Genomic DNA, 26,706 nt, shown 5'->3' on the forward strand with positions numbered 1-26,706 from the left:
TTTCTCCCCCTAACTTGCTATTTCATCAATATTATCTTTTAGTTTAACCGATATTAATTTTGATATTCCTTCTTCTTCCATGGCTACTCCATATAATATATCTGCTATCTCCATAGTAGTTTTTCTATGAGTAATCAACACAAATTGAGTGTTTTCATAAAAAGTTTTCAGATAACTAGTATACCTACTAATATTAGCTTCGTCAAGAGCTGCATCTATTTCGTCCAGTATACAAAATGGTGAAGGTTTTAATGTTAGAATTGCAAATAATAATGCTACTGCTGTTAAAGATTTTTCTCCTCCAGATAATAAAGTTAAACTTTGAAGTTTCTTACCAGGTGGCTGTGCTTTAATCTCAATTCCAGAATCAAGTATATTTTCATCTTCTTCTAAAACCAACTCTGCTTGTCCACCATCAAATAGATTTTTAAATATCTCTTGAAAATTGTCATTTATCTTATTAAAATTCATAAGGAATTGGGTTTTCATGTTGTTTTCCATATCCTTTATAACTTCTTTTAAGTTTTCCTTAGCACTCAATAAATCCTTTTGTTGATTAAGAATAAAATCCAATCTTTCCTTTAAATTTTTATATTCCTCAATTGAACTTAAATTTACTGTGCCTAATTCTTTTATTTCAACTTTCAACTTCCTGGACTCTACTATTGCTTCTTGAATATTCTTTATTTCCACTTCTTGACCCAAAGCCTCTTCATAACATAGATCATAGTCATCCTTTAGCTTCTTATGATGGTTTTCTAGTTGCACAGTTATTCTAGCCAACTTGACTTCATTAGAATTAATATTCTTTTCAACTTCTCCTATTACTTTATTAATTTCATTTAATTTATTCTGTTCAGAATAAAATTCTTCCATAAATTTAGTCTTATTAGATATTAACTTTTCCAATTCTTCCTTTGTATCCTGAGCAATTAAATTTAATTCTTTTATTTTAGCATTTAAACTTATTTTACTTTTGGTGATTTCCTCTATATTTTCAATATTTAATGTTATCATTTCTTCTTTTTCTTTAATGGAGTCCTTAATACTATTAATTTCAAATTTATTCTTATTCCACTTTTCCTGCAAATTGCTTATATTACTGTTAATGAGATTAAGGTTTATTTTAGTATCAGTAATATTTTTTAACTTTTCTTCCCTAATGGATTTCTCTTCATTATAAGTAATAGTTAGATTTTTAATTTCCTCTTTTTTATTCGTAATCTCCTTATCTAATTTTTCTAATAAAGAAAGTATTTCTATTTCTTTATCTTTATAATCTTTTACTTCAACTCCTAAATTATCTATCTCTTTTTCTGCTTTATACATGGATTCTTTTAATCTATTGATTTCATTTATATATTTTTCTTTTTGGTTTACAATGTTTATTATTGAATGTTCTGTTTCCTTAATGGATTTATCTAATTCAACTATTTCTTCTTTGGATTCTTTCAAACTATTTATATAAGTAATACTTTCTTGATTTAATTTTTCTTGTATTTTATTTAACCGTTCTATGTCTTTAGTTAGATTTTCAATTCTTCCTTTTCTGCTTATTATACTAGTACCACTATTACCTTGACTTCCTCCCGTCATAGAACCACCTGGGTTTAAAATCTCTCCATCAAGTGTAACTATTCTATAGGAATGATTATATTTATTTGCAAGCCTTATTCCACAATCTATATTCTCAATTATTATAGTTCGTCCCAGTAAAAACTTAAATATATTTTCATATTTTTTATTAAAATCTATTAATTCATAACCTAGACCGTATATTTTAAACTCTTTTCTATCTTGAATACTTATATCTAAGATATTTCCCTTTATAACATTAAGAGGCAAAAAGGTTACTCGTCCTAATTTATTGTGTTTTAAATATTCTATAATTCTTTTTGCATCTTCTTGTGTTTCAGTAACCATATTCTGAATATTTGAGCCTAAACTAATATCTATTGCCCTTTCAAATTTTTCATTTACTTTTATAAGCTCCGCTACTACACCTATGAGTCCTTCCTTTAATTTGGGTTCTCTTTTGGCAGATTTCAGTAGAGATTTTACACCTTTATAATATCCTTCATAATCTTCTTCCATGTTTTTAAGCAATTTGTAACTAGATGTCTTTGATTGTATTTCCACATTGTTAGTGTTTATACTTTTATTTATAGTTTCTAATATGCTACTAATATCTCTTTCCTTTTCTTTTACAGATTGTAATCTTTCATTTAATTTTAAAAGCTGTTCTTGTAGATTTTTTTCTTTTTCCCCTACTTCATTATAGTTGCTTATGTTTACGTTTTTGTCACTATCCATTATGTGGATTTCTTTTTTTAATTGTAGTATTCTTTTTTCAATATTTTCATTAAAAGAATTAATACCATTTAATTCGGATTTTTTTTCTGAGGAACTATTGTATATTCTTATCATATTATTTTTTTCTAGTTCTATATTTCTTTCTTTCTCTTGTAAATTTTCAAACTCTTTTTCTAGCTCTATATTTTTTTCATTGTAGATTTCTAGAAGCTTATTATATTCTTTCTCTGCTAGTAATTTTTCTTCAATCAGTTTCTCATTAACTATATTTAACTCCTCTAATCTATTGTTTAAATTTATTTTTTCTTCCTTTAATCTAGCTAAGTCCTTATTGTAAAACTTTTCCTTTTCTTCAATTATTGCAACTTGATTTTGATCCTTATCCAATTGATTCATAATATTTGAATTCTTATTTCTATAGTCTTCTATATTGGATTCTAATTCTTTTATTGTTTCTTTAAGTGAGTTAAAGTTGTTTTCGAATAATTCTCTATCTAATAATTTCTGTTCTAATTCTTTTTCTAATATAAGTTTTTCTTGATTTATTTCATCTATTTGGGAATTCAACTTTCTTATATCTTTTATAGATAAATTTATTTCTAAACTTTTTAATTTATTGTATAGTTCAGTAAAATAATTAGCTTTTTGAGCCTGAATTTCTAATACTTCTAACTGATTGGATAATTCAAATATCAAATCCTTAATTCTCATTAGATTGCTTTCTGTCTTATCCAACTTTCTTTCAGCTTCTTCTTTTTTTGATTTATATTTTACAATTCCTGCCGCTTCTTCAAAAATATGTCTTCTATCTTCAGGTCTATTGCTTAATATTTCTTCTATTCTCCCTTGTCCTATTATGGAATATCCATCTTTTCCTATTCCAGTATCCATAAATAGTTCACGAATATCTTTTAACCTACAAGAGTTTTTATTTATATAATATTCAGATTCCCCTGACCTAAACATTCTTCTAGTAACAGCTATTTCTCCATAATCAATGGGTATTAGTCCACTTTTATTATCAAAAGTAATAGTAACTTCTGCGTATCCTAAAGGTTTTCTTTTGCTTGTACCTGCAAAAATCACATCTTCCATTTTACTTCCCCTAAGATTCTTTACACTTTGTTCTCCTAAAACCCATCTTATAGCATCAGATATATTACTTTTTCCACTTCCATTTGGTCCTACAATAGCTGTAATACCATCTTTAATCTCAATTTCAGTCTTATCAGCAAATGATTTAAATCCTTGAATTTCTACTTTTTTTAGCTGCAATCATACCACCTCTTCTGTTATAACTAAAGGTTTCCATTTCTAGGAAACCTTTATCTTAATCTAAATAATAGAATTCTCCTTTAAATAAGACTCCATTAGTGATTTCATATTTATTTTATCATAAAATTCATTAATTGTAATACCAATATAATCTATATCCAAATCTTTTCCGTATATCTTTATTTTATTAAATTTATACTTATGCTTTAGATACTTTATATTTGTAGACTGTTGTCCTGCTATTGATGATATTTTCTTATTATTAGATTCAATTACTAAAGTTTTATTATCTTTATCTATCTTTTTAGTTTTAAAATAGTAACCTAATAATAGTCTGAATATATTGGATTCTACTAACTGTCTGAATGCAGGATGAAATGGTCCTGCTACAACATCCTTTCCCAATTGAATATTTTCAGTTGGCTGTAGCCCTATTCTAATTACATCAATATTATTTATTTGAAAAATCATAAGTAAGACTGAAGAAATATCTATGGCTTCCTCAATAGATAATGGTTTATATCTTTTATCTAAAAAAAGTTCTTCTAAATAAGTTTCTTTTATTATTAAAGTTGGATAGATTCTTACACAATATGGGTTTAATTTAATAAACTCTTTACAAGTATTTATAGATTTTTCAATGGTATCAGAAGGTAGTCCTATCATCATTTGTAAACCAAGATTAAATCCAAAGTCTTTAATCAGTTTGGAAGCTCTGTATACATCATTAGAATCATGCCCCCTACCACTTTCATATAATACACATTCATCTAGGGATTGAACACCTAATTCTATAGTGTCTACTGAGTAATTTCTTAAGTTAGTTAGTATAACTTCATCTATGGAGTCTGGTCTAGTAGATAGTCTTATGCCGTTTATTCTTCCTTCTTTTTTATATCTATATGGAATAGATAGTAATTTTTTTTGTATTTCTATATCTATTGCTGTAAAGCTACCTCCATAAAAAGCTACTTCTATGGTGGAATCTGGCTTAAATGTCATTAGATGATCTTCTATTATTTTTTCAACTTCTTCTGGAGTAGTATCTGTAGAGAGACCTGTAATCTTTTTTTGATTACAAAATACACAGTCATGGGGGCATCCATAATGAGGTACAAATATTGGAATTATATAATGTCTACTCATTTATTTCACCCATTACTAAAAGAGCTTCCTTAGCCGCCATTTGTTCTGCTTCTTTTTTACTTCTTCCTGTGCCTGTTCCTACTATTTTGTCATCTACAATTAAATCCATATAAAATATCTTATTATGATCTGGACCTTCCTCTTTTACAACTTTATATTCTATCTTTCCCCTAGTTATTTTTTGAAGGTTTTCCTGTAATTCAGTTTTATAGTCAATAAATAAAGCACCCTTAGCCACTGCATGTACAATATCTGCTTCAAAGTTTTTAAGTAGTAATTTATTTACAGCTTCAAAGTCACTATCCATATAAATAGCACCCACTAAAGCCTCTGTTGCATCTGCTAAAATAGATTCTCTCTCTCTGCCACCAGTGCTTTCTTCTCCTTTACCCAATAAAAGATATTTCCCCAACTCCATTTTATGGGCAGCAAATGCTAAGGATGACTCGCATACTACTTTTGCCCTAATTTTTGTCAGTTCTCCTTCTGGATAATTTGGATACTTTTTATATAAATATTGACTTACTATTAAACTTATAATTGTATCACCTAAAAATTCTAACCTCTCATTGTTATCTGTAACTTTTAATTTATTTTCATTTGCGTAGGAGCTATGAGTCAAGGCCTTTTTTAATAATTTAATGTCTTTAAATTTATAATGTAAAATTTCTTCCAAAGAATCTAATCCTTTGAATCCTTTATTATTTTCCTTCACTATAATTACCTCCAATTTTTTAGAAGAATAATTGGGCATATAGCCCAATTATTCTTCTAAAGCATTTGTAATATGCTCAACTGCATCCCCTACAGTTTTTATATTTTCCATATCTTCATCTTCAACTTCAAGTCCAAACTCATCTTCCAATGCCATAACTAACTCCACTAAATCTAGGGAATCAGCATTTAAAGTGTCTTTAAATGAAGTATCTTTTGTAATTTCTTCTTCATCAATGTTAAATTGTGTTGCTATTATCTCCTTTATTTTTTTATAAATCATTATTATCAACCTCCAAATTATTAATTAGTACATGATTATTAGATTCAATTATTTTTATTACATCTTTATCAATAAATTTTATTAATTGTTTAATTGCATTTTTAATTGCAAAAGCATCTGAACTGCCATGGGCCTTTACTATTGGTTTCTTTAGTCCAAGTAAAGGAGCTCCACCATATTCTCTATAGTCCATTCTACCTTTTATATTCTTTAATGCTGGTTTTAATAAACCTGCTCCTATTTTAGTTTTAAAATCCTTAGTAAACTCCTCTTTTAATATAGAAAAAATAGATGCAGCCATTCCTTCTGTTAGTTTCAATACTACATTGCCTACAAATCCATCAGCTACAATAATATCCACATCTCCACTTGGCAATTCTCTAGCTTCAATATTCCCTTTAAAATTCAGATTTGATTTCTCTAGTAGTTCATATGTCTCTTTAGATAATAAATTGCCTTTTCCTTTTTCTGTACCTATGTTTGCAAGTCCTACTGTTGGCGATTTTATTCCCATAACATTTTCCATATAGATGGAACCCATTAGGGCAAACTGATGTAAATACTCAGGCTTACAATCTACATTGGCACCTGCATCTAACAACAAAGAGAATCCTTTTAATGTAGGATACATTACTGATAAAGCTGCTCTATCTATGCCATCTATTCTTTTTACTATGAATATTCCAGCAGCCAGTAAAGCTCCTGTACTTCCAGCAGATAAAAAACCATCTCCTAGTCCATCTACTAATGCTTTAGCACCTACTACCATAGAGGAATCTTTCTTTCTTCTAATTGCCATGGCTGGGTCATCATCGTTAGTTATTATATCCTCAGCATTTATAATTTCAATTTTTTCTTTTTTGTAATCATATTTTTTTAACTCATTTTCTATTATACTACTTTTACCTACCAATATAGCATTGATACCATATTCATTTACAGCATCTATAGTCCCTTTAACTGCTTCAATTGGCGCATTATCTCCACCCATAGCATCAACAATAATTTTCATTTTCTCTCCTCCAATGCCAGGTATTTTTAAGCCATTGATATTTAATATATATTAGACTAAAATAAAATGCAAGAGTGAAATAAAAAAAGATAGTGGCAATCACTATCTTTTTTTATTTATTCTACTGCTATAACTTCTCTGTTTTTGTAATAGCCACATGATCTACAAACTCTATGTGGTTGTTTTGGTTCATGACATTGTGGACACTCAACAACCGTAGCTTTGTTTAGTCTATAAGAAGAAGCTCTTCTTTTATCCCTTCTAGCTTTAGAAGTTTTACGCTTTGGTACTGCCATTTAAAACACCTCCTTAATTCTTAGGAAAAAAATTCTTTAATTTTTCAAATCTTGGATCGATATTTTCCTGAATACAATTACATTTTGTATTATTTAAATCTGCTCCACATATAGAACATAATCCTTTGCAATCAGAATCGCATAAGGACTTCATCGGTAAAGAAACAACCACTTGATTTAGAATATACTCATCAATTTCTATAGAATCATTCTCATAAGAGAACACTTCATCATAGCCATCATATTCATCATCAGATATTTCTTTTCCTTTTGCAAGTTTTCCAGATACTCTAGTTTTTATTTGATTAGTAGCAGGCTTTAAACATCTATGACAATTTTCACTATAGGAATAATCCACTTTAATATCTATTGTCTTTTCCCCATCTACCTTAAATACTTCACCTTCATATTTTACGGGTCCAACTATCTCAATGTTTCTTGCACCTAATTTGAAACTTTTTAATTCCAATTGTCCATCAAAATGCAAAAAATCATTAGTTCCATCAAGAAAACTTGATAAATCAATTATCATACTTTTCACCTCTTAGACTAACAAAGATAATTATATAAAGGAGGCGTCAATTTGTCAAGAATAATATTATTTAGATACTAATTCTAAAGTATCTCTAGCTATCATTAACTCCTCATTTGTAGGAATAACAAGTATTGTAGCAGAAGTTAAATCCTTGTTAAGCTGAGCTTCCTCGCCTCTTACATCATTTAATTCACTATCAATTTTAAGTCCTAAACATTCTAAGCCTTCACATACTTTTTCTCTAATGTAGCTTGAATTTTCACCAATACCTGCAGTAAATACTAAGGCGTCTATTCTACACATAGTAGCTACATAAGCACCTACATATTTTTTAACTCTATTAACGAATACATCTAAAGCAAGTTTTGCTCTTGTATTTCCTTCTTCCATAGCAATTTCTAAATCTCTAAAGTCACTACTGATTCCAGATATTCCTAATACACCTGATTGTTTGTTTAGCATATTATTCACTTCATCAAAAGTCATATTTTCTTTACCCATAATAAATGGAATTATAGCAGGGTCAATATCTCCTGATCTAGTTCCCATTGCTAATCCTTCTAATGGTGTGAATCCCATACTTGTATCCATAGATTTTCCACCTTGTACTGCACATACGCTGGAACCATTTCCTAAGTGACAAGTAACAATATTTAAATCTTTAATATCTTTACCTAATATTTCAGCAGCTCTTAATGCTACATATTTATGAGAAGTTCCGTGGAAACCATATCTTCTTATTTTATATTTTTCATAATATTCATAAGGAATAGGATATATATAATTATCGGCCTCCATTGTTTGATGGAATGCTGTATCAAATACTGCAACCATTGGTGTATTTGGCATTAATTCTTTACAAGCTTCTATTCCAGTAATATTTGGTGGATTATGTAAAGGTGCTAACTCAATACATTCATCAAGAACCTTCATAACCTCATCGTCTATTATAACAGATGATGCAAATGTTTCTCCACCATGTACAACTCTATGTCCTACTGCTCCTATTTCATCCATGGATTTTATAGCTCCATGATTTTCATCAATAATAGCATTAAGTACTAAACCTAAAGCAATTTTATGGTTAGCCATTGGCTCTTCAATTATTACTCTTTCTTTACCTGTGGTATCATGTTTAATTCTAGAACCTTCAATTCCTATTCTTTCTACAAGTCCTTTACAAAGTACTTCTTCTCCATTCATATCTATAAGTTGATATTTTAATGAAGAGCTTCCACAGTTGATTACAAGAATCTTCATATTTTTTATTCCTCCTATTAATTGTTTTTATCTATATTTCATAATATTACATTTGTGTTAAAAAATCAACATGATATGGTATAATAAAAGAAAATATATTTTTGGAGGTTATTATGACAGTAGTTGGATTTATTACTGAATACAATCCTTTTCATTTTGGTCACAAATACCACCTAGAAGAATCTATGGGAAAAGCTAAAGCTGATTACTCCATAGCAATAATGAGTGGTTCATTTTTACAAAGGGGAGAACCTTCTTTTATTGATAAATGGACTAAGGCTAAAATGGCAGTAGACAATGGTGTAGATTTAGTATTGGAACTACCATTTATTTTTTCAACCCAAAGTGCAGAATTGTTTGCCTATGGAGGTATAAAGCTTTTAGATAGTTTAAATATTGTAGATTATATATCTTTCGGCAGTGAAATCGGAGATTTAGAACCATTAAATACTTTAGCTTCTATATTAGCAGTTGAACCAGATTTTTATAAGGAAATACTAAGATATAATCTATCGTTAGGTTTATCTTACTCAGTTTCAAGAAGCAATGCTCTCAATAATTATATAAATAAATACCATATTAATAATACATATAATTATCAAGAAATACTTAATAGGTCCAATAATATATTAGGCATAGAATATCTAAAAAGCTTAATAAACCTAAATTCTAAAATAAAGCCAGTTACAATCAAAAGGTCTGGTAAAGACTACAATGACTTAAACTTATCTAATGATTTTGCCAGTGCAACAGGAATAAGGAATTCTATTATAAACAATGGATTACCTTCCATTAAGAATCTAGTACCTTTTGAAACATACTATCATTTAGAAGAATATTTACAAAAATATCATAAATTTAATCTTCTTGAAAACTATAATCAAATATTACTTTATTTAATTAGAACTATAGAAATAGAAAAACTTAAATCTTTACTGGATATAGAACCTGGTCTTGAAAATAGAATAGTGAACTATGGAAATAAAAATAACAATATTAAGGAAATAATCAATAGTATAGTCACTAAACGTTATCCTCGAACCCGTATTCAAAGATTATTTATTCATTTGCTAAATCAGCTTGATAAAAAAACTTTTTGGGAACTTTATAATATTTACCCCTCCTATGTCCGTGTTTTAGGTGCTGGAAAAAACGGTCTAACTCTTATTAATAAAATTAAAAAAAATTCTTCTTTACCTATTATAACTAAATTCGCTGATTATAAACATTTCAAAGATAATTCTCTAGAAAAAATTCTTATGTTTGATAAAAGGGCTACGGATATATTTTTCATGGGATTAGAATCTTCAATAGTCTTATCAAATATGGATTATTATAATTCACCTTATATTAAATAACTCATCATATTGTCCTCCTATAATTCATAATATGATTTATAGGAGGTGTACATATGAGAGCAGAAAGTAAAAATCAAAAAAACTACTCTACTTTATTATTTTTAATAATTATTATTTTCACGCTGTTTGGAATTATTGCTAATCCCAAACTTTCATTAAGTAGTGCTACATCAGGAGTATCAATATGGTTTAATATTATATTGCCTTCTCTTTTACCATTTTTTATTATATCCGAGATACTTATAGGCTTAGGGTTTGTTGACCTTATAGGAAAGCTATTAGAGCCTTTAATCGGACCTTTATTCAATATACCAGGTAAAGGAGTATTCCCTTTAACAATGTCCATATTATCAGGATATCCTGTTGGAGCTAAATTAACATCTAGATTGAGGGAAGAAGGTTTAATAACAAAAAATCAAGGTAATAAACTAATATGCTTTACCAGTACCTCTGGTCCTCTTTTTATGCTGGGAACTGTTAGTATTGGAATGTTAAATGATTCTAGTATAGGACCTCTTATTATAATTCCACATTATCTAGCAGTCCTATGTCTAGGGTTATTATTTAGATCTTATAAATCACATGATATAGAATTTAATAAGAAAAATAAAAATATTTTTGAAGAAATTCAAGATTCTTATGATTCTTGGATAAAAACAAAAAAATCCATAGGTTCTTTGATAACGGAAGCGGTCAAAGAAAGTATGGATACCATAATATTAATTGGTGGCTTAGTAATATTTTATTCTGTTCTAGTAGAAGTACTATTTAATATGAAGTTCATAAATAATTTTTTATATTTATTAAGTAATATGTTGTCAATAGATTTGCAAATAGTCAAAGGTTTTGTTGCAGGAATCTTTGAGGTTACTATGGGATGCAAAAATATTGCAGCTGCAAATATAGATTTTATTTATAAAATATCATTGATAAACTTTATAATTGGCTGGAGTGGTCTTTCTATTCATAGTCAAGCTCTTAGTTTTATTAATAGAACAGATATAAATAGTAAGCTTTATATATTTTCAAAATTTCTTCATGGAATACTTGCAAGTATTTTGGGTTATATAATATATATTGTAAAATATAAAAACTATATACAACCTACATTTTCAAATTTTTCAACCTCCTATGGGCAGTTTGAATTACTAGATTGGGTCTATTTATTAACTAGCTCTGCTAAACTGGCTTTAACTATTAGTATATATATTTTTATACTATCTGTACTTATATCATTAATATTCAGGAAACCTAAAAGATTTAATTAGGTCCCCTTAGCTCTTTTCTATTTTCATTTATTAATTGAATTAACTCTTTTAAGTTTTCTTGAGTTTCTTCCATTAAGCTATCTGCATACTCCAGTGCTCCTATTCTAATTTCTTTAGCATTTGACTGGGCCTTTGTAATTATTTCTTCTGCTCTGGAGTTTGCCTTTTTTGTAATTTCATCTTGATCAACTAATCCTTCTAATCTATACTCTGTTTCTTTCAGTAAAGTATCTGCGTCTTTCTGTGCTTCTGCTAAAATTCTTTGTCTTTCATCTTTTATCCATGCTGCTTGTTTTATTTCATCTGGCAATTTTATTCTTATTTCTTTTAATATCTCTAAAATTTCAAATTTATCTACCATTACCTTTCCAGAAAAGGGTACACTTGTTCCAGATTCTACAATATCTTCAATTTCATCAATTAATTTTAATACTTCCATATGTATTATAATCCTCCTTCAAATTTATTTTTCAAGGCTAATTCTACTACTTCAGGAACAAAACATGAAATTTTACCGCCAAACATGGCTACTTCCTTTACAATACTTGAGCTTAAATAGGCATATTGACTACTAGAAACCATAAACATTGTTTCAACATCATCATTGACTTTTTTATTTACTAAGGCCATTTGCATTTCATATTCAAAATCTGAAACAGCTCTCAGACCTCTAATCATAGTAGTGCAGTTCATTTCTACAGCATAGTCTGTGAGAAGTCCTGAAAATGAATCTATTGTAACATTGTGAAATCCCTTTGTAACCTCTTTTAGTAAATCAATTCTTTCCTCCAATGAAAATGTATTCTTTTTCGATGGATTATTTAATACAGCTACTATTAGGTTGTCTACTTTTTTTGCAGCTCTCTCTATAATATCTAAGTGACCATAAGTAACTGGATCAAAGCTACCTGGGTATATAGCATTCATATATTTCCTCCTTATTGTCTTTTTCTATAAAATGATAAGGATTTACTTCCATATCTTCTTAAATCTGTTTTCTCAAAGCTATATAATATTTCTTCTAATTCTAATTCTTTCTCATGTTCAATTATTATTAGACCATTTTCTGCCAGTATATTAGCTTCATTAACTTTTTCTAAAATATTTTGAATAAATCCTTCTTTAAAAAAAGGTGGGTCTAGATAGATATAATTAAATTCAAGTTTTTTATCCCTAAAATTTCTTATGGATACTATAATATCTGACTTTATCACAAAGCTTCGATCTGTAAATTTAGTATGAGCTAAATTTTCTTTAATAATATTTATACTATCCATAGAATTATCTACAAAGTAACATAACTTGGCTCCTCTGCTTAGAAACTCTATTCCCATGGAACCAGAACCTCCAAATCCATCTAGTATAATGCTATCCTCATCTATATGTCCTAATATATTAAACAATGATTCTTTGGTTTTATCTTCTGTTGGTCTAACATTCATTCCCTTAGGAGATTTTAGTCTATGTCCTTTTCTTAGTCCTGATATTACTCTCAAATAATTTCCTCCTTAAAACCAATGTCATTAATATTTTATCATATATTTTCTATTTTAAAACATAAATTAATTAAATGTTAAATTTTCACCTGAATTTGAAAAGAGATTTTGTATTGTTTTCTTTAATTCTCTATATTTTTCTGCATTTAATCTACTATCTTGATTAATAATATTTATTGCTTCTTTTTGTGCAGCTTTTAAAATATCCATATCTTTAAACAAATTTGCAACTTTTAATTCTGGTAATCCATGTTGTTTAGTTCCAAAAAATTCTCCAGGACCTCGTAGTTCTAAATCCTTTTCAGAGATTTTAAAACCATCATTAGAACTTTGTAGTATTCTCATTCTCTCCCTGGATATGGGGTTTTTACTTTCATTTATAAGTATACAGTAGGATTGATACTCTCCTCTGCCAACTCTTCCCCTTAATTGATGTAATTGAGCAAGACCAAATCTTTCAGCATTGTAAATAACCATAATATTTGAATTCGGTACATTGACTCCTACCTCAATAACTGTAGTGGAAACTAATATATCCAATCTATGATTTTTAAATTCTTCCATTACAGCATCTTTCTCTTTAGACTTCATTTTTCCATGTAATAATCCAACCTTAAATTCTTTAAATACATTGTCTTTAAAATTTATATACAATTCTTCCGCTGCATTTATTTCTAGTGTTTCAGATTCCTCTATTAATGGACATACTATATATGCTTGCCTTCCGTCCATAATTTGTTTTCTAATAAAATTATTAACCCTTTCAATCATCTCTTTACCCACAGCATAGGTCTCAATTTCTTTTCGTCCTGGTGGCAGCTCATCAATAATTGAAATGTCTAAGTCCCCATATAAAATAAGTGCTAAAGTTCTTGGAATTGGAGTTGCAGTCATTACTATGGTATCTGGGTTGTGACCTTTTTGAGATAAAATGGCTCTTTGTTTTACACCAAATCTATGTTGTTCATCTGTAATTACAAGTCCAAGTTTGTTGAACTCCACATTTTCCTGAATAAGAGCATGGGTTCCTATTAATATATCTATTTTTCCTTGTTTCAAATTTACCAATATCTCCTCTTTCCTTTTTGGAGATAGGCTTCCTACTAGTAATTCAATTTCTATATCATAGGATTTAAAAAAATTTTTAAAGGATTCATAATGCTGACTTGCTAATATTTCTGTAGGTGCCATCATTACAGCTTGGTAACCTGACAATATAGATTTAAATATAGCAAGAATAGCCACTATGGTCTTTCCTGAACCTACATCTCCTTGTACCAATCTATTCATTTGAACATTAGATTCCATATTCTTTTCAATCTCTTTGAATACCTTAATTTGAGCATTTGTAAGTTTAAAAGGCAGTTTTTCAATGAACTCAGTTACTTCAATGGTTTCTTTAAATTTTATTCCTTTATTATTGCCTACAGTCTTATTCTTAATAGTGAAAAGACCTATTTGTAAAGTCAGCAACTCTTGAAATGCCAATCTTTTTCTAGCGTTTTCAAGTAATGTTTTACTTCCTGGAAAATGAATATTTATAATAGCATCTTTAATTCCCATTAATTTATATTTATTTATTATTTCTAAAGGTAGAAATTCATCAATACCATGTAAATATTCACTAATAGTATATTTAATAACCTTTATTACTTCATTATTTGTTAATCCTTCTGTTAGTGGATATATAGGTATTATTCTTCCTACTTTATCCATTTTACCAACCTTTTCAAAAACAGGATTCATTATTTGAATTTCTCGCCCAACTCTATTTATTTTTCCATTAACAATTATTTTTTCACCTATAAGAAACTTGTCTTTTAAGTAATCTTGATTAAACCAAGTTAAATATCCATCAGACATATTATTTCTCACAGGAATTTTTAAAATCGATAAATTCTTTCTAGGTCTTATTATATTTCCTTTACCTATTATCTCAACTTCCAAGGTTGCCTTTTCATTTGTCTTAAATTCTCTTAAATCTCCAACCTGAGACCTATCATCATAGTCTCTAGGAACAAAATATAACAAGTCTTCCACTGTATTTATATTTAGTTTTTTAAATCTTGAAGCTCTTTTTGGTCCTACACCCTTTATATACTGGATATTCATTGATAATAATTCCATAAATTCCTCCAAGTTTATAATATTAATAAAACCCTGCCAAAGGCAGGGGTTTATTCTACGGAAAATATATAATAATATATTGGTTGACCTCCACATATTAATTCAATATCTAAATCATCATATAAATCAGATAAGTGCTTTTCTAAATCTTCCGCCATTTCTTCACTTAAATCACTCCCATATAGGATTGTAATCAACGAAGTATCTTCATCAACCATATTTTCCAGTAGCTTAATGGAAACCTCATTTATCTCTTTCCCACTGGCTACTATATCTCCTTCAGCAATCCCTATAATATCATCCTTTTGGATTTTTGTATTATTAAATTCTGTGTCTCTAACAGAATAAGTAACTTGACCTGTTTTTATATAGGTTATTGCTTCTTTCATAGTGTCTGTATTTTCTTCCAAGGATTTTGATTCATCAAAGGCAAGTAAAGCCGCTATTCCTTGTGGTATTGTCTTAGAAGGAATTACAACAACATTTCTATCGCTAAGTTCCTTAGTTTGTTCTGCAGTTAAAATAATATTACTATTATTAGGAAGAATAAAGACATTTTCTCCTGTAGTATTTTCAATAGCCTTTAGAATGTCTTCTGTACTAGGATTCATAGTTTGACCACCAGAAACTAAAGTATCTACATTAAGTCCCTTAAATACTTCATCTATTCCTTCTCCTATTGATATAGCAACAAAAGAATATGGTTTCTTTGGCTTCGACAACTCTGACTTTAGAAGAATTTCTTCATGCTGATATCTCATGTTGTCGATTTTTATGTCATTTAATTCTCCAAGACTTAAAGCCTTTTGTAGTACTGTCCCTGGATTATTTGTATGAACATGAACTTTTATTAGACCTTCTCCTCCTACTACTAGTAAGGAGTCTCCTTGAACAGATAATTCCTCTCTAAAAGTTTCAATATCTTTATAGTTGGTATTGATTATAAATTCAGTACAATATCCATATTTAATATCATCAGTATCTATATGTTCATGATGAGTACGGTCTTGTTTCTCTATATTTTTCACTTCAGGTTTAATTTCAATATTTTCTATTCCTGCTAAGGCGTTATAGGCCCCTGTTAAGACATATATTAAACCTTTACCTCCAGCATCTACAACTCCCGCTCGTTTCAAAACTGGAAGCATTTCAGGAGTTCTAGCAAGGGCTTTTTCCCCATGTTCTATTACTTTCTTTAGAAAAATTAAAATATCCTTTTCCTGTTTGCTAATGGATATTGCATATTCTCCACACTCTCTAGCTACTGTTAAAATAGTACCCTCTGTTGGTTTCATAACAGCTTTATATGCAGTATCAGATGCTTGTTTAAATGCTTCTGCAATTGTTTTAATATCTGCAGTATCTTTTCCATTCAATCCATTTGCAAATCCACGAAAAAGTTGTGATAAAATAACACCTGAGTTACCTCTAGCTCCCATAAGTGATCCATGGGATGTGGACAATGCTATTTTGCTAACACTATCTTCATCTAAATTAATTCCTTGTTTAATAGCAGAATTTACTGTAAGCGACATATTTGTACCTGTATCTCCATCAGGAACAGGAAAAACATTTAAGGAGTTTACCTCCTCTTTATTATCTTCTAGGAACTTTGCTGCACCTGCTAATGCTTTTTTTAGCATTGCTCCATCTAGAATTTCTATCCTCAATTATAGTACCTCCTTAGACTACTTTCCAACTCTAATGCCTTGTACATGTACGTTTATTTGGTCTATTTTTAGACCTGTTAAATTTTCAATATTAAATTTAACTCTTTCTATTATGTTTTCAGCAACTACAGAAATTCTTACTCCGTACTCTAATATAACATGCAAATCAATTGTCAATTTTTCATCTTTTGTATAGACCTTAATGCCTTTAGCTAAATAATCTGATTTTAACAGTTCAAACAATCCATCTGTCGCATTCTTAGAAGCCATACCTACTATACCATAACTTTCCATTGCTGATATTCCTGCAAGAGTAGCTATGACATTATCATCTATACTAATTACTCCATATTCGGTATTAGTTTTGGCTGACATAAATAATCGCCTCCTTATTTTAAATATGCCATATTTTATATTTTACCCCAAATTTTAAAATAGTTCAACTAAATCATATGATTATAATAATATAATAATACATTTTAGTTGCATTTTTACCGATTATTGTGTTAGAATATAATGTGTTATTATTGAAGTATAAAAATACTTATAAGTATTTTCATATAGTTAAGGAGGTGTTTGGAATGGCGAAAGTTTGTGAAGTATGTGGAAAGGGAAAAGTATTTGGTAACAAAGTTACTTTCTCAAATAAAAAGAGTTCAAGAAGTTGGTCACCTAACATTAGATCTGTAAGAGCTGTTGTTAATGGTGGAACAAAAAAAGTTAATGTTTGTACTAGATGTTTAAGATCTGGATATGTTGAAAGAGCATTATAATTATGTAAAAAATAAAACAAGGCTTCCATTATTATAAAGGAAAGCCTTATTTTATTTTTAGAATCAATCCTCCCATAACAAGCAGCCCTATTCCTATGAATATTAGTAGAACCTCTATGGGTATAAATTTTATAATAATCAATAGTCCTAAAACCGCCAAAGTTATGCCTACTATTTTTTTCATTCTTCTAATATATTTATAACAAAACCATTTCATAAGAACACCCCTAAGTACTTTGATATATTCTATTCATGTACTTAATAAATAGTTACAAAAACTTCAAGGATACATCCTATGTTTAATCTTTTGATATAAATATTAGCGCTTTTCCCTTATGGATTTTAACTATCCCAATATCTTCAACGATTTTATTGCTAATCCCAAGGGTGGAACCAAAAGGAATAAGTTTATTATCCAAGTTATAGAAAAATCCTTTTAAAGATACGATTATTCCAGTATTTGATATAGGTATAACAGAAGTATAATGGCCTTCTAAGTGTTCTATTTCCAGATAGTTATCTGTTAAATAAATTATATTGTTATCATCTACTATATTTGCCTTAATTCCTCTATTATATAAGGTATCAAGTAACAATATACTTGCCATTGTATGGTCTTGTCTCGTTCCTGTTACTCCCATAAGTACGATTTCATCACATCCTCTATCTATTAAATACTCCATAGCTAATTCTGTATCTGTTGAATCCTTAATAGATGAATACTTTTCAATGGGAATGTTTTTATTTACTATATATTCTAAAGTTAACTTACTTATTGAGTCCAAGTCTCCTAAAATCACATTTGGCAGCTTATTTATTTTCATCAGATGTTCCATGCCTCCATCTGCACATATAATATAATCCACTTCATTTATTATTTCTTTTAACCTATTATAATTAGTAATGGTTCCACTTGAAACTATTAATCCCTTCATACTGCACTTCCTTTTGTTATTTTGCTTTTATTGCTTTTTCTAAAGGTTTCCATATAATCGCAATTACTATATAAGAAATAATTAACTCAGGTAAAAGATAGTAAGCGTTATACTGTATTGAATAAATCCAAGGGTTTAAGTCACCTGCATATTCAGCAAAGAATATTACACCTGATAAAACATGGGATAACATTCTACCCAATATTCCCATAAGGACACCTAGAAAAACCCATATATACCCTTTAAATGATTCCTTCTCATTTATATAATATGCAATTCCTGCTAATCCTAATAACCCAAAAGCTAAAGGATAGTCTAAAATAAATTGTAAAGGATGATAAAAATAAGGTTTTAGTATAAATTGTAATATTCCATAAACACCACCTACGGTTACTCCTGGTAATATACCCCAACGAATTGCAAATAACATTATTGGAATCATACTCCCAGCAGTTACTGAACCACCCATCGGTGCTTCATATACCTTAATATAACTTAGTATGGTTGCTAATGCAATCATCATACCACCTTCTGTCAACATCTTTACACTCCATCTTTTTTGCATTAAAATTCCTCCTTTAAATAAATAGACCCATTGCCAACAATAGGTAATGGGTATTTAAAGGCTAATACACACTTCCCTACGCTGGCATTATCCAGGTCAGGTCATAAGGGTCGGGATAAATCCGCTCTCAGCCTTTTGGCTCCCCTAGTGCTAAAATTTTTCTATTCAATTGATTACATTATATCATAGAATATAATTTTTACAACTCTTTAAATTCTTTAGTTCGCTTTTCTACGTCTTCAGCTCCAAATATGTCAGAACCAGCTACTAATAAGTCAGCTCCACAATCTAGGATTTCCCTGGCATTGCCAAGCTTTACTCCCCCGTCAACTTGAATTATAATATCTAGACCTTTATTATCAATAATTTGTCTTAGTTTTCTTATTTTATCTTTCATTGCTTCAATAAAAGATTGACCACCAAATCCAGGATTTACAGTCATAATAAGTACTAAGTCTATATCATCTAAAATATACTCTATATTCTCTAATGGAGTAGCAGGATTCAACGAAACACCTGCCATAACACCATAAGATTTTATCTCCTGTATAGTTCTATGAAGATGAATAGTTGCCTCTTCATGCACTGTAATTAAATCTGCTCCTGCATCTACAAAGTCTTTAATATATCTTTCAGGTCTATCTATCATTAAATGTACATCAAAGGGAAGTTTAGTTACCTTTCTCAAGCTTTTTATAACTGGAGGTCCAAAGGTAATATTGGGAACATAGATTCCATCCATTACATCTAGGTGAAGATAGTCTGCACCACCATTTTCTACTTTTTCTATATCTTCTTTTAAATTAGCAAAATCTGCTGAAAGTAACGAAGGTGCGATTTTAGCCATTTTAGTACCTCCTTATATTTTTTATCTCTTCTAAAAAAAGCAAATAATTTTCATATCTATCTTTTGAAATATTTCCTTTTTCTACTTGATTTTTTACTTCACAATCTGGCTCATTTCCATGTAGGCAACTAATAAATCTACACTTTTGTCCATATTCTCTTATTTCTCTAAAATATTCCCTAAGTTCAGATTCTTCTTCAATAAAATCCACATTTAAAGAGCTAAATCCAGGTGAATCTAAAACAAAGGTATTATCATCTAACTCTAATAGCTCCACATGTCTAGTAGTATGTTTACCTCTTTTAGTTTTAGCACTTACATCTCCAGTTTCTAGTTTGAAATTTTTGTTTACTTCATTTAAAAGTGAAGATTTGCCTGTTCCTGAAGGACCTGCAAAAACTGAAATATTGTTATTTAGTGTATCTTTTAATTCTTCTATACCAATATGATTTATTGCGCTTGTCATAATCACTTTATATCCAGCTGTCTCATATATGTTTTTAAGCCTGGATCCCTTATCTAAATCTAAATCAGATTTATTTAGACATATGGTGACTTCCAGATTTTCATATTCTGCCATTAAAAGAAATCTGTCTAAAAGCCATGTATTAATATCTGGTTTTTTTATACTCATAACTATAATGGCTTGAGTAATATTTGCTACTGGAGGTCTTAGTAGTTGCGAATTCCTTGGATAGATTTCTTCTATATATCCTGTCTTATCTTCATCACTTATTCTAATCCTTACTTTATCTCCAATTAAAGGAGTTAGATTTTCTTCTCTGAATACTCCTCTCGCTCTACATTCAATTATATTATCTTCTGTTTTTACATAGTAAAAACCACCGACACCTTTTACTATTATTCCCTTTAGCATAAACTCCTCCTATTCATTTTTAGGAATGGTATCTTGATACATATCATCATAGTATACTTCAAACTGAGAACCTTTTTTCCCTTGAAGGGTTAGAGTAACTATACCTTCATCTGCTTTATATGTTTTTTCATGAACAATTTTACTAATTCCTTCTTGAATTCTTATGATTTTTATCCTAGTTTCCTCTCTATCTTGATGGAGAGTCAAGGTAAATGTTATTGGACTTTCTTTATTTCCTGATTCATTGTTATCATCATTATCACCATTATCATTATCTGTATCACCAATTGGACCACTGCTTACATATAAATCTACAGCTGTTTTAGTCTCTAAAGTCGTTCCTTGATTGTAACTTTGCCAAATAACTATTCCCTTTTCTAAATTATCATTTGGCTCTTCTCTTACTTCTCCTACTACAAGACCTAGCTTGACTATATCTTTCTTTACTTCTTCAATGTTTTTTCCTGTGTATTTTGGCATAATTACAGATTTGACTTCTTCACCTTGACTTATTATTAAGGTAATTCTAGTACCTGTTTCTACACTTTCTCCACTATTTGGTTCTTGTCTAATTACTGTATTTTCAGGCACTGTATCTGAATTCTCATATTGTAAATCTACTTTCAGTCCCTCATCATTTAACATTGATTCTGCTTCTGCTAAAGGTTTATTTACTACATTAGGAACCTTCACTAAATTATCTCCTTCACTTATGGTTACTTCTATAGGATAATCTTTTTTTACCTTTGAATCTGGATCTTCATTTTGAGAGATTACTTCTCCAGCTTTAAATTCACTGTTTTTAACTCTTGCAACTACTTTAAACTGTAATCCTAAGTCTTCAACTTCTTTTTTAGCAACTTCTTCTTGTTTACCTCGTAAATCTGGAACAGTAATTAAATCCCCTGCAACAAAGAAATTCTTTAATCTGAAGTAACCAAAAAATATAGATGTAGCCAATAAAAATGCCAACAATATACCTAAGAATACCATTTTACCACCACTGTCTTTTTTCTTAGGTTTTTTTACTTGTTTTATATCTTTGGTTTTTTTCATAGTATCAACATCCTCTACATTAATTGCTGGAATTATTTTAGTATGAGAATCATAATTATTTGTATCTTCCATGCTAAAATCTCCAATATTATCTTCTACTCTTTTAATATCTTTTATTAACTCTGTAATATTACTATACCTATCGGCTTGTCTTTTTTGAACACATTTTAAGATTATATTTTCAAAGGTTACTGGTATACTGCTATTTAATTCTCTAGGCGGCTTAATGTCCTCTTGAACGTGCTTTAAAGCAACTGTAATTGGACTTTCTCCTTGATATGGAAGTTGACCTGTAACCATTTCATACATAACTATTCCAAGAGAGTATATATCTGACTTTTCATCTGTATATCCGCCTCTTGCCTGTTCTGGAGAAAAGTAATGAACCGAACCCAATACATTAGATGTAGTTGTTACTGTAGAATTTGTCACCGCTCTTGCTATACCAAAGTCTGTAACTTTAACCCTATTATCTTCTGTAATCATAATATTATGAGGTTTTATATCTCTATGGACTATCCCATTTTTATGAGCATTTTCTAAAGCTCCTGCAATCTGATATGAATATTCTAATGTATTTTCAATGGATAGTTTGTTTTTCTCTTTTATAATTTCCTTCAATGTCTTACCTTTTATATATTCCATGACTATATAATAAATTTGATTATTTCCGTCATTCTCTACTCCTACATCATAGATATTTACTATATTAGGATGAGAGAGACTAGCAGCCGCCTGAGACTCTCTTCTAAACTTTCTTACAAATTCATCATCATTTACAAATTCATCTTTTAAAACTTTTATGGCTACAAATCTATCTAGAAGCTGACATTTTGCCTTATATACTAAGGCCATTCCTCCGCCTCCAATTTGCTCCAATATTTCATATCTACCACTTAAAATCTTGCCTATCATCTTTTCACCTCATCTAATTAAATTTAATAGCTAACACAGTGATATTGTCAAGACCACCTCTGTTATTAGCCATAGTTGCTAAAGTATCACAGGCTTTTTGAATATCTTTCTCTTCTATAAAAACATCTTTTATTTCAAATTCTTTTAACATATTGAAAAGTCCATCACTGCATAATATTAAAATATCGTCTTTAGTATATTCTTTAATTATTAAATCCATCTCTATAATACTGCTAGTCCCAACAGCTCTAGTTATCATATTTCTCTTAGGATGTGTCTTTGCTTCTTCTTTTGTTATACTTCCAGTTTTTAAAAGTTCATTTACAAAAGAATGGTCTTCTGTTATTTGTAGCATCTCTCTGTCTCTTATTAAATAAGCTCTGCTGTCACCAACATGACCTATACATATCTTTTCATTAAATATATATGATAAAGTTATGGTTGTCCCCATTCCTTTATATTTTTCATTTTCCAAAGATTTAAGATATATCTTCGTATTTGCCTCTTCTATAAGTTTTTTTATTAATTTAATTACCATATTTTCATCTTTTAATTCGTCTTTAGACTCTAAAAATCTTTTTTCAATAATATTCATTGCCATACCACTTGCAACTTCTCCAGCGTTATGTCCACCCATGCCATCTGCTACCATGTATAAAGGAAATGATAAATCTCCTGAAACATAATAAGCATCTTGATTGTTTTCTCTTACTCTTCCCACATCGGAAATAGCTCCAATGACCATAATACCACCCCATTAAACTCTTTTATTGTTAATATCCTCAGTAACAGCACGTCTCAACTGCCCACAAGAGGCACTAATATCTCCACCCATTTCCCTTCTAATAGTTACATTAATATTAGCTTTATTTAACTCTTTCTTAACTCTCTCTATATTATCTCTATTTGATCTATCCTTTCTAAACTCTTTAATTGGGTTTAAAGGAATCAGATTAATATGACATTTTAATCCTTTTAAAATTCTTTTTAACTCACTTATATCTTCATCTCTATCGTTTATATTTTGAATCAATGTATATTCAAAAGTAATTCTTCTATTAGTAGTTTCTGAATAATCCCTGCAAGCTTTTATCAATTCCTCCATGGAATACTTCTTAGCTATAGGCATAATCTTTTTTCTATCTTCATCAAAAGGAGAATGTAATGATATAGATAAAGTAATTGGTATGTCCTCCTTAGCAAGATCATATATTTTAGGAACCACTCCACAAGTTGATAGAGTAATATTTCTAAGACTGATATTATGCCCTTTCTCACTATGAATAATATTTAAAAACTTCATGACACTCTCATAATTATCCAAAGGCTCTCCACTGCCCATTAATACAATATTTGAAATATTTTTTCCCAAGTCTTCTTCCATCATGTAAATTTGATTTATCATTTCGGCTGGTGTTAAATTTCTTATTAACCCTTCCTTAGTAGATGCACAAAATGCACATCCCATTTTGCAGCCTACTTGAGTTGATATACAAGCTGTTAATCCATGGTTATATTCCATAGCAACTGACTCTATTATATTCATATCTTCTAATAAAAATAAATATTTTTTAGTATTATCAATCTGAGAAGTAAATTTTTTATATATTTCTAACTCATTGACTTTTACATTGGTCTCAAGATAATTCCTAAGTTTTTCTGGTAAAAGATTTAAATCTTCAATTTTTATTTTTTTATTTCTATGAAAATATGAAAATATCTGTTCTCCTCTAAATGCTCTTTCTCCTATACTAACCATATAGTTCTTTAGTTCATCTAAAGTCAAACTATTAATTTCAATTTTATCCAAGCAATCACCTCAATCTTATCCTAATATAATATTATACATAATTCCTTAATATATATCTATCTTTCTTTTGTCAATTTTGCTATATAAAATCCATCTGTATTATGAATATGAGAGAACAACTGTATATATCCATCTTTTAAAGTTTCAATATTTTCTTTATTATGAAGTCTGTTTTCAATACTAACTAATCTAAAATTTTTATTTTCCTCCAAAAATCTATTTATTATATTGCTGTTCTCATCTTTCTCTATAGTACAAGTGCTATAGATTAAAATCCCACCTACTTTAAGGTATTCCTTTGCATTGCTTAAAATCTTATATTGAATATTTACTAACTCTTTTATATCTTCTTCTTTTCTATTTCTTTTAATTTCTGGTTTCCTTCTAATTAGTCCTAGTCCAGAACATGGAGCATCTACCAATACATAATCTCCTACATTTATTAAGGATTCTTCCATTTTAGTTCCATCAGATATGGCAGTTTGAATAATATTAATTCCTAGTCTTTCTGCATTTTCTTCAACAAGTCTTAATTTATGTTGGTATATGTCCATACTTAAAATTTTTCCTTTATTATTCATAATTTGCCCTAAATGTGTGGATTTTCCTCCTGGAGCACTACAAATATCTATAATAGTACTTCCTTGATTTGGATTCATAATTTGTCCAACTAAGGTACTGCTTTCATCTTGAATAAAGAAATGACCTTGTTTAAACTCTAAAACTTCAGTTATTTTAGTTGGATTTTCAACAATCAAAGAATCAAAAGCATATATGGAATCTCTAACTTTAAATCCATAATTATTTAAACTATTCTTTAGTTTCTCTTTATTGGTTTTCAATGTATTCACTCTTATATTTAATTCTGGTGATTCATTATTTTTCTTACATAAATCTTCAGTGAAATCTTCTCCAAATTCTTTTATCCATCTTTCTACCATCCATTTTGGATGGGAATATTTAATTGAAATGTAATCAGCTTTATTTTTCTTTTCAATTTTTATAAATTCCTCTTTGTTTCTTATTATGTTTCTTAAAATCCCATTTACAAAGCTAATAGTACCTTTATGACCATGTTTTTTGGCTAGATTGACTGATTCATTAACTGCTGCACTTTCTGGTATTCTATCCATGAATATAAGTTGGTATATTCCCATTTTAAGTATAATAAGAATCTTTGGATGAATTTTCTTTAATTTAATCTTAGATGCTTTTGAAATAATATATTCTATATATATATCATTTTCCAACACCCCATATACAATTTCTCTAACTAAGTTTTCTTCCATATGTATTAGATTTTCTTCATCTAAATATTTTTTTATAGATATATTTGAAAATGCCTCATTTATTAAAATATCATATAGTATATTCAATGACACTTCTCTAGCTGATAACCCCATATTAACACCTCTTGTTTATATTATTATTCAAAAAAATGGGGGAAAGTCCCCCATAATATTAATCTCTTCTTCTATTTGTCATTGCCAACAATCTAAGAAGCTCCCCAATAGCTACTAAAGTAGCAGCTACATAAGTCAATGCTGCAGCTCTTAACACTTCTTTTGCTGGTTTAATCTTATCTCTTGCCATTATTCCATTTTCCAGTTGAATTAAGGCCCTACTGCTGGCATTAAATTCTACTGGTAAAGTTATTATTTGAAAAAGCACTACAGATAAAAATAATGCAATACCAAGTTCAATGAAAAACGGAGAAATAGCAAACCCAATAATAATAAATAACCATACTAATCTTGAACTGAAATTAGCTATTGGAGCTATATTGTTCCTAAGAATAAGAGGGAAGTATCCTTCTGCATGTTGTATAGCATGACCTACCTCATGGGCAGCCACACTCATAGATGCAATACTATTTCCACTATAAATGCCACTTGATAAACGTACAACTTTTGCCCTAGGATCATAGTGGTCTGTCAATTTTCCACTTATTTGTTCTACTCTTACATCATAAAGCCCATTTCTATCTAAAATCATTCTTGCTATTTGAGAGCCAGTATATGCTGTGTCACTAGATACCCTTGAATATTTGTTAAATGCGGAATTAATTTTTAATTGAGCATAGGAAGCAAACAACATAGCAGGAAGAACAAATATCATCCATGAACTATAGTATCCACCACCATAAATATTTCCATACATTTTTATTCTCCTCTC

General features: G+C 29.3%; 27 protein-coding genes and 1 riboswitch. Of the genes, 3 read left to right on the top strand and 24 right to left on the bottom strand.

Translation table 11 applies throughout. The annotated features are described in order from the left end of the window. Window positions 1-9: 9 nt before the first annotated feature. The 8 genes from smc to FYJ83_RS01070 all read right to left on the bottom strand — a co-directional run bounded on the left by smc (window position 10) and on the right by FYJ83_RS01070 (window position 8,834). Window positions 10-3,588, bottom strand: coding sequence for a chromosome segregation protein SMC (gene smc, locus FYJ83_RS01035; protein WP_154438215.1), 3,579 nt, complete (start codon window positions 3,586-3,588; stop codon window positions 10-12). Between the two features lie 60 nt (window positions 3,589-3,648). Then, window positions 3,649-4,734 carry an elongator complex protein 3 gene (locus FYJ83_RS01040; RefSeq protein WP_154438217.1) on the bottom strand — a complete coding sequence of 362 codons (1,086 nt, stop codon included), beginning with the start codon at window positions 4,732-4,734 and terminating at the stop codon, window positions 3,649-3,651. Then, window positions 4,727-5,449, bottom strand: a complete 723-nt coding sequence (gene rnc / locus FYJ83_RS01045) for a ribonuclease III (protein WP_326828274.1) — start codon at window positions 5,447-5,449, stop codon at window positions 4,727-4,729. The genes FYJ83_RS01040 and rnc overlap by 8 nt, the downstream gene beginning before the upstream one ends. A gap of 48 nt (window positions 5,450-5,497) precedes the next feature. Further along, window positions 5,498-5,731: an acyl carrier protein gene (gene acpP, locus FYJ83_RS01050; protein ID WP_154438219.1), complete on the bottom strand. Its 234-nt coding sequence runs from the start codon at window positions 5,729-5,731 to the stop codon at window positions 5,498-5,500. Then, window positions 5,721-6,743, bottom strand: a complete 1,023-nt coding sequence (plsX, locus tag FYJ83_RS01055) for a phosphate acyltransferase PlsX (protein ID WP_154438221.1) — start codon at window positions 6,741-6,743, stop codon at window positions 5,721-5,723. Before plsX ends, acpP begins: the two co-directional genes overlap by 11 nt. Window positions 6,744-6,859: 116 nt before the next feature. Continuing rightward, window positions 6,860-7,039: a 50S ribosomal protein L32 gene (gene rpmF, locus FYJ83_RS01060; RefSeq protein ID WP_072972552.1), complete on the bottom strand. Its 180-nt coding sequence runs from the start codon at window positions 7,037-7,039 to the stop codon at window positions 6,860-6,862. A 13-nt stretch (window positions 7,040-7,052) separates the two neighbouring features. After that, a complete protein-coding gene (locus FYJ83_RS01065; RefSeq protein WP_154438223.1) occupies window positions 7,053-7,571 on the bottom strand; it encodes a YceD family protein in 519 nt (172 codons plus the stop codon). 66 nt (window positions 7,572-7,637) lie between these two features. Next, window positions 7,638-8,834 (bottom strand): acetate/propionate family kinase, encoded by a 1,197-nt coding sequence (locus FYJ83_RS01070; RefSeq protein WP_154438224.1) that lies wholly within the window; start codon window positions 8,832-8,834, stop codon window positions 7,638-7,640. A gap of 113 nt (window positions 8,835-8,947) precedes the next feature. On the opposite strand from FYJ83_RS01070, the gene FYJ83_RS01075 reads away from it, so the two are divergent. Together FYJ83_RS01075 and ylbJ are read left to right on the top strand one after the other, a co-directional pair. After that, on the top strand, window positions 8,948-10,192 hold the full coding sequence (locus FYJ83_RS01075) for a nucleotidyltransferase (RefSeq protein ID WP_154438226.1): 1,245 nt from the start codon (window positions 8,948-8,950) through the stop codon (window positions 10,190-10,192). A gap of 53 nt (window positions 10,193-10,245) precedes the next feature. Next, window positions 10,246-11,460, top strand: coding sequence for a sporulation integral membrane protein YlbJ (ylbJ, locus tag FYJ83_RS01080; RefSeq protein WP_154438228.1), 1,215 nt, complete (start codon window positions 10,246-10,248; stop codon window positions 11,458-11,460). On the opposite strand, the gene FYJ83_RS01085 is transcribed toward ylbJ, so the two are convergent. The 6 genes from FYJ83_RS01085 to FYJ83_RS01110 all read right to left on the bottom strand — a co-directional run bounded on the left by FYJ83_RS01085 (window position 11,453) and on the right by FYJ83_RS01110 (window position 17,128). Next, window positions 11,453-11,899: an ATPase gene (locus FYJ83_RS01085; protein WP_154438230.1), complete on the bottom strand. Its 447-nt coding sequence runs from the start codon at window positions 11,897-11,899 to the stop codon at window positions 11,453-11,455. The two genes, ylbJ and FYJ83_RS01085, sit on opposite strands and share 8 nt — an antisense overlap. A 5-nt stretch (window positions 11,900-11,904) precedes the next feature. Next, entirely contained in the window at window positions 11,905-12,387 is a 483-nt protein-coding gene (gene coaD, locus FYJ83_RS01090) for a pantetheine-phosphate adenylyltransferase (RefSeq protein ID WP_154438232.1), read from the bottom strand. A gap of 11 nt (window positions 12,388-12,398) precedes the next feature. After that, window positions 12,399-12,956: a 16S rRNA (guanine(966)-N(2))-methyltransferase RsmD gene (gene rsmD / locus FYJ83_RS01095; RefSeq protein ID WP_154438234.1), complete on the bottom strand. Its 558-nt coding sequence runs from the start codon at window positions 12,954-12,956 to the stop codon at window positions 12,399-12,401. A gap of 66 nt (window positions 12,957-13,022) precedes the next feature. Beyond that, a complete protein-coding gene (recG, locus tag FYJ83_RS01100; RefSeq protein WP_229768445.1) occupies window positions 13,023-15,083 on the bottom strand; it encodes an ATP-dependent DNA helicase RecG in 2,061 nt (686 codons plus the stop codon). Between the two features lie 50 nt (window positions 15,084-15,133). Continuing rightward, window positions 15,134-16,753 (bottom strand): DAK2 domain-containing protein, encoded by a 1,620-nt coding sequence (locus tag FYJ83_RS01105; protein ID WP_154438236.1) that lies wholly within the window; start codon window positions 16,751-16,753, stop codon window positions 15,134-15,136. A gap of 18 nt (window positions 16,754-16,771) precedes the next feature. Next, entirely contained in the window at window positions 16,772-17,128 is a 357-nt protein-coding gene (locus FYJ83_RS01110) for an Asp23/Gls24 family envelope stress response protein (protein WP_154438238.1), read from the bottom strand. Between the two features lie 206 nt (window positions 17,129-17,334). Here FYJ83_RS01110 and rpmB point away from each other — a divergent pair, with 206 nt between their 5' ends. Next, window positions 17,335-17,526, top strand: a complete 192-nt coding sequence (gene rpmB / locus FYJ83_RS01115) for a 50S ribosomal protein L28 (protein ID WP_094900042.1) — start codon at window positions 17,335-17,337, stop codon at window positions 17,524-17,526. Between the two features lie 46 nt (window positions 17,527-17,572). Here the strand turns inward: rpmB and FYJ83_RS01120 are convergent, their stop codons facing one another. The 10 genes from FYJ83_RS01120 to FYJ83_RS01165 form a co-directional block, all read right to left on the bottom strand. Then, the gene (locus tag FYJ83_RS01120) at window positions 17,573-17,743 is read right to left on the bottom strand and encodes a hypothetical protein (RefSeq protein ID WP_154438240.1); all 171 of its coding nucleotides are present in this window, start codon (window positions 17,741-17,743) and stop codon (window positions 17,573-17,575) included. 82 nt (window positions 17,744-17,825) lie between these two features. Further along, window positions 17,826-18,461: a thiamine diphosphokinase gene (locus tag FYJ83_RS01125; RefSeq protein WP_154438242.1), complete on the bottom strand. Its 636-nt coding sequence runs from the start codon at window positions 18,459-18,461 to the stop codon at window positions 17,826-17,828. Window positions 18,462-18,477: 16 nt separating this feature from the next. Next, the gene (gene thiT / locus FYJ83_RS01130; protein WP_154438244.1) at window positions 18,478-19,026 is read right to left on the bottom strand and encodes an energy-coupled thiamine transporter ThiT; all 549 of its coding nucleotides are present in this window, start codon (window positions 19,024-19,026) and stop codon (window positions 18,478-18,480) included. A 56-nt stretch (window positions 19,027-19,082) separates the two neighbouring features. Further along, window positions 19,083-19,182, bottom strand: a riboswitch (TPP riboswitch). 43 nt (window positions 19,183-19,225) lie between these two features. Continuing rightward, window positions 19,226-19,873: a ribulose-phosphate 3-epimerase gene (gene rpe, locus FYJ83_RS01135; protein WP_154438245.1), complete on the bottom strand. Its 648-nt coding sequence runs from the start codon at window positions 19,871-19,873 to the stop codon at window positions 19,226-19,228. A 1-nt stretch (window position 19,874) separates the two neighbouring features. Next, complete coding sequence (rsgA, locus tag FYJ83_RS01140) at window positions 19,875-20,750, bottom strand: ribosome small subunit-dependent GTPase A (RefSeq protein ID WP_154438247.1); 876 nt, start codon at window positions 20,748-20,750, stop codon at window positions 19,875-19,877. A 9-nt stretch (window positions 20,751-20,759) separates the two neighbouring features. Continuing rightward, complete coding sequence (gene pknB, locus FYJ83_RS01145; protein ID WP_154438249.1) at window positions 20,760-22,721, bottom strand: Stk1 family PASTA domain-containing Ser/Thr kinase; 1,962 nt, start codon at window positions 22,719-22,721, stop codon at window positions 20,760-20,762. 13 nt (window positions 22,722-22,734) lie between these two features. Next, window positions 22,735-23,466 (bottom strand): Stp1/IreP family PP2C-type Ser/Thr phosphatase, encoded by a 732-nt coding sequence (locus FYJ83_RS01150; RefSeq protein WP_154438250.1) that lies wholly within the window; start codon window positions 23,464-23,466, stop codon window positions 22,735-22,737. 12 nt (window positions 23,467-23,478) lie between these two features. Continuing rightward, window positions 23,479-24,531, bottom strand: coding sequence for a dual-specificity RNA methyltransferase RlmN (gene rlmN / locus FYJ83_RS01155; protein WP_154438252.1), 1,053 nt, complete (start codon window positions 24,529-24,531; stop codon window positions 23,479-23,481). A 56-nt stretch (window positions 24,532-24,587) separates the two neighbouring features. Then, complete coding sequence (gene rsmB, locus FYJ83_RS01160) at window positions 24,588-25,934, bottom strand: 16S rRNA (cytosine(967)-C(5))-methyltransferase RsmB (protein ID WP_154438254.1); 1,347 nt, start codon at window positions 25,932-25,934, stop codon at window positions 24,588-24,590. 58 nt (window positions 25,935-25,992) lie between these two features. Continuing rightward, entirely contained in the window at window positions 25,993-26,691 is a 699-nt protein-coding gene (locus tag FYJ83_RS01165; RefSeq protein WP_154438256.1) for a zinc metallopeptidase, read from the bottom strand. Window positions 26,692-26,706 lie beyond the last annotated feature (15 nt).

It is taken from the genome of Tissierella pigra (assembly GCF_009695605.1).
Lineage (GTDB): Bacteria > Bacillota > Clostridia > Tissierellales > Tissierellaceae > Tissierella > Tissierella pigra.

Excerpts from the sequence above, each read along its gene's own strand:
- FYJ83_RS01165 (WP_154438256.1), bottom strand. The coding sequence starts at position 26,691 with ATGTATGGAAATATTTATGGTGGTGGATACTATAGTTCATGGATGATA.
- FYJ83_RS01075 (WP_154438226.1), top strand. The coding sequence starts at position 8,948 with ATGACAGTAGTTGGATTTATTACTGAATACAATCCTTTTCATTTTGGT.
- FYJ83_RS01120 (WP_154438240.1), bottom strand. The coding sequence starts at position 17,743 with ATGAAATGGTTTTGTTATAAATATATTAGAAGAATGAAAAAAATAGTA.
- thiT (WP_154438244.1), bottom strand. The coding sequence starts at position 19,026 with ATGCAAAAAAGATGGAGTGTAAAGATGTTGACAGAAGGTGGTATGATG.
- FYJ83_RS01085 (WP_154438230.1), bottom strand. The coding sequence starts at position 11,899 with ATGGAAGTATTAAAATTAATTGATGAAATTGAAGATATTGTAGAATCT.
- plsX (WP_154438221.1), bottom strand. The coding sequence starts at position 6,743 with ATGAAAATTATTGTTGATGCTATGGGTGGAGATAATGCGCCAATTGAA.
- coaD (WP_154438232.1), bottom strand. The coding sequence starts at position 12,387 with ATGAATGCTATATACCCAGGTAGCTTTGATCCAGTTACTTATGGTCAC.
- recG (WP_229768445.1), bottom strand. The coding sequence starts at position 15,083 with ATGGAATTATTATCAATGAATATCCAGTATATAAAGGGTGTAGGACCA.
- FYJ83_RS01040 (WP_154438217.1), bottom strand. The coding sequence starts at position 4,734 with ATGAGTAGACATTATATAATTCCAATATTTGTACCTCATTATGGATGC.
- FYJ83_RS01110 (WP_154438238.1), bottom strand. The coding sequence starts at position 17,128 with ATGTCAGCCAAAACTAATACCGAATATGGAGTAATTAGTATAGATGAT.
- pknB (WP_154438249.1), bottom strand. The coding sequence starts at position 22,721 with ATGATAGGCAAGATTTTAAGTGGTAGATATGAAATATTGGAGCAAATT.
- FYJ83_RS01070 (WP_154438224.1), bottom strand. The coding sequence starts at position 8,834 with ATGAAGATTCTTGTAATCAACTGTGGAAGCTCTTCATTAAAATATCAA.
- rsgA (WP_154438247.1), bottom strand. The coding sequence starts at position 20,750 with ATGCTAAAGGGAATAATAGTAAAAGGTGTCGGTGGTTTTTACTATGTA.
- rpmB (WP_094900042.1), top strand. The coding sequence starts at position 17,335 with ATGGCGAAAGTTTGTGAAGTATGTGGAAAGGGAAAAGTATTTGGTAAC.
- FYJ83_RS01065 (WP_154438223.1), bottom strand. The coding sequence starts at position 7,571 with ATGATAATTGATTTATCAAGTTTTCTTGATGGAACTAATGATTTTTTG.
- rpmF (WP_072972552.1), bottom strand. The coding sequence starts at position 7,039 with ATGGCAGTACCAAAGCGTAAAACTTCTAAAGCTAGAAGGGATAAAAGA.
- FYJ83_RS01125 (WP_154438242.1), bottom strand. The coding sequence starts at position 18,461 with ATGAAGGGATTAATAGTTTCAAGTGGAACCATTACTAATTATAATAGG.
- rpe (WP_154438245.1), bottom strand. The coding sequence starts at position 19,873 with ATGGCTAAAATCGCACCTTCGTTACTTTCAGCAGATTTTGCTAATTTA.
- ylbJ (WP_154438228.1), top strand. The coding sequence starts at position 10,246 with ATGAGAGCAGAAAGTAAAAATCAAAAAAACTACTCTACTTTATTATTT.
- acpP (WP_154438219.1), bottom strand. The coding sequence starts at position 5,731 with ATGATTTATAAAAAAATAAAGGAGATAATAGCAACACAATTTAACATT.
- rsmB (WP_154438254.1), bottom strand. The coding sequence starts at position 25,934 with ATGGGGTTATCAGCTAGAGAAGTGTCATTGAATATACTATATGATATT.
- FYJ83_RS01150 (WP_154438250.1), bottom strand. The coding sequence starts at position 23,466 with ATGGTCATTGGAGCTATTTCCGATGTGGGAAGAGTAAGAGAAAACAAT.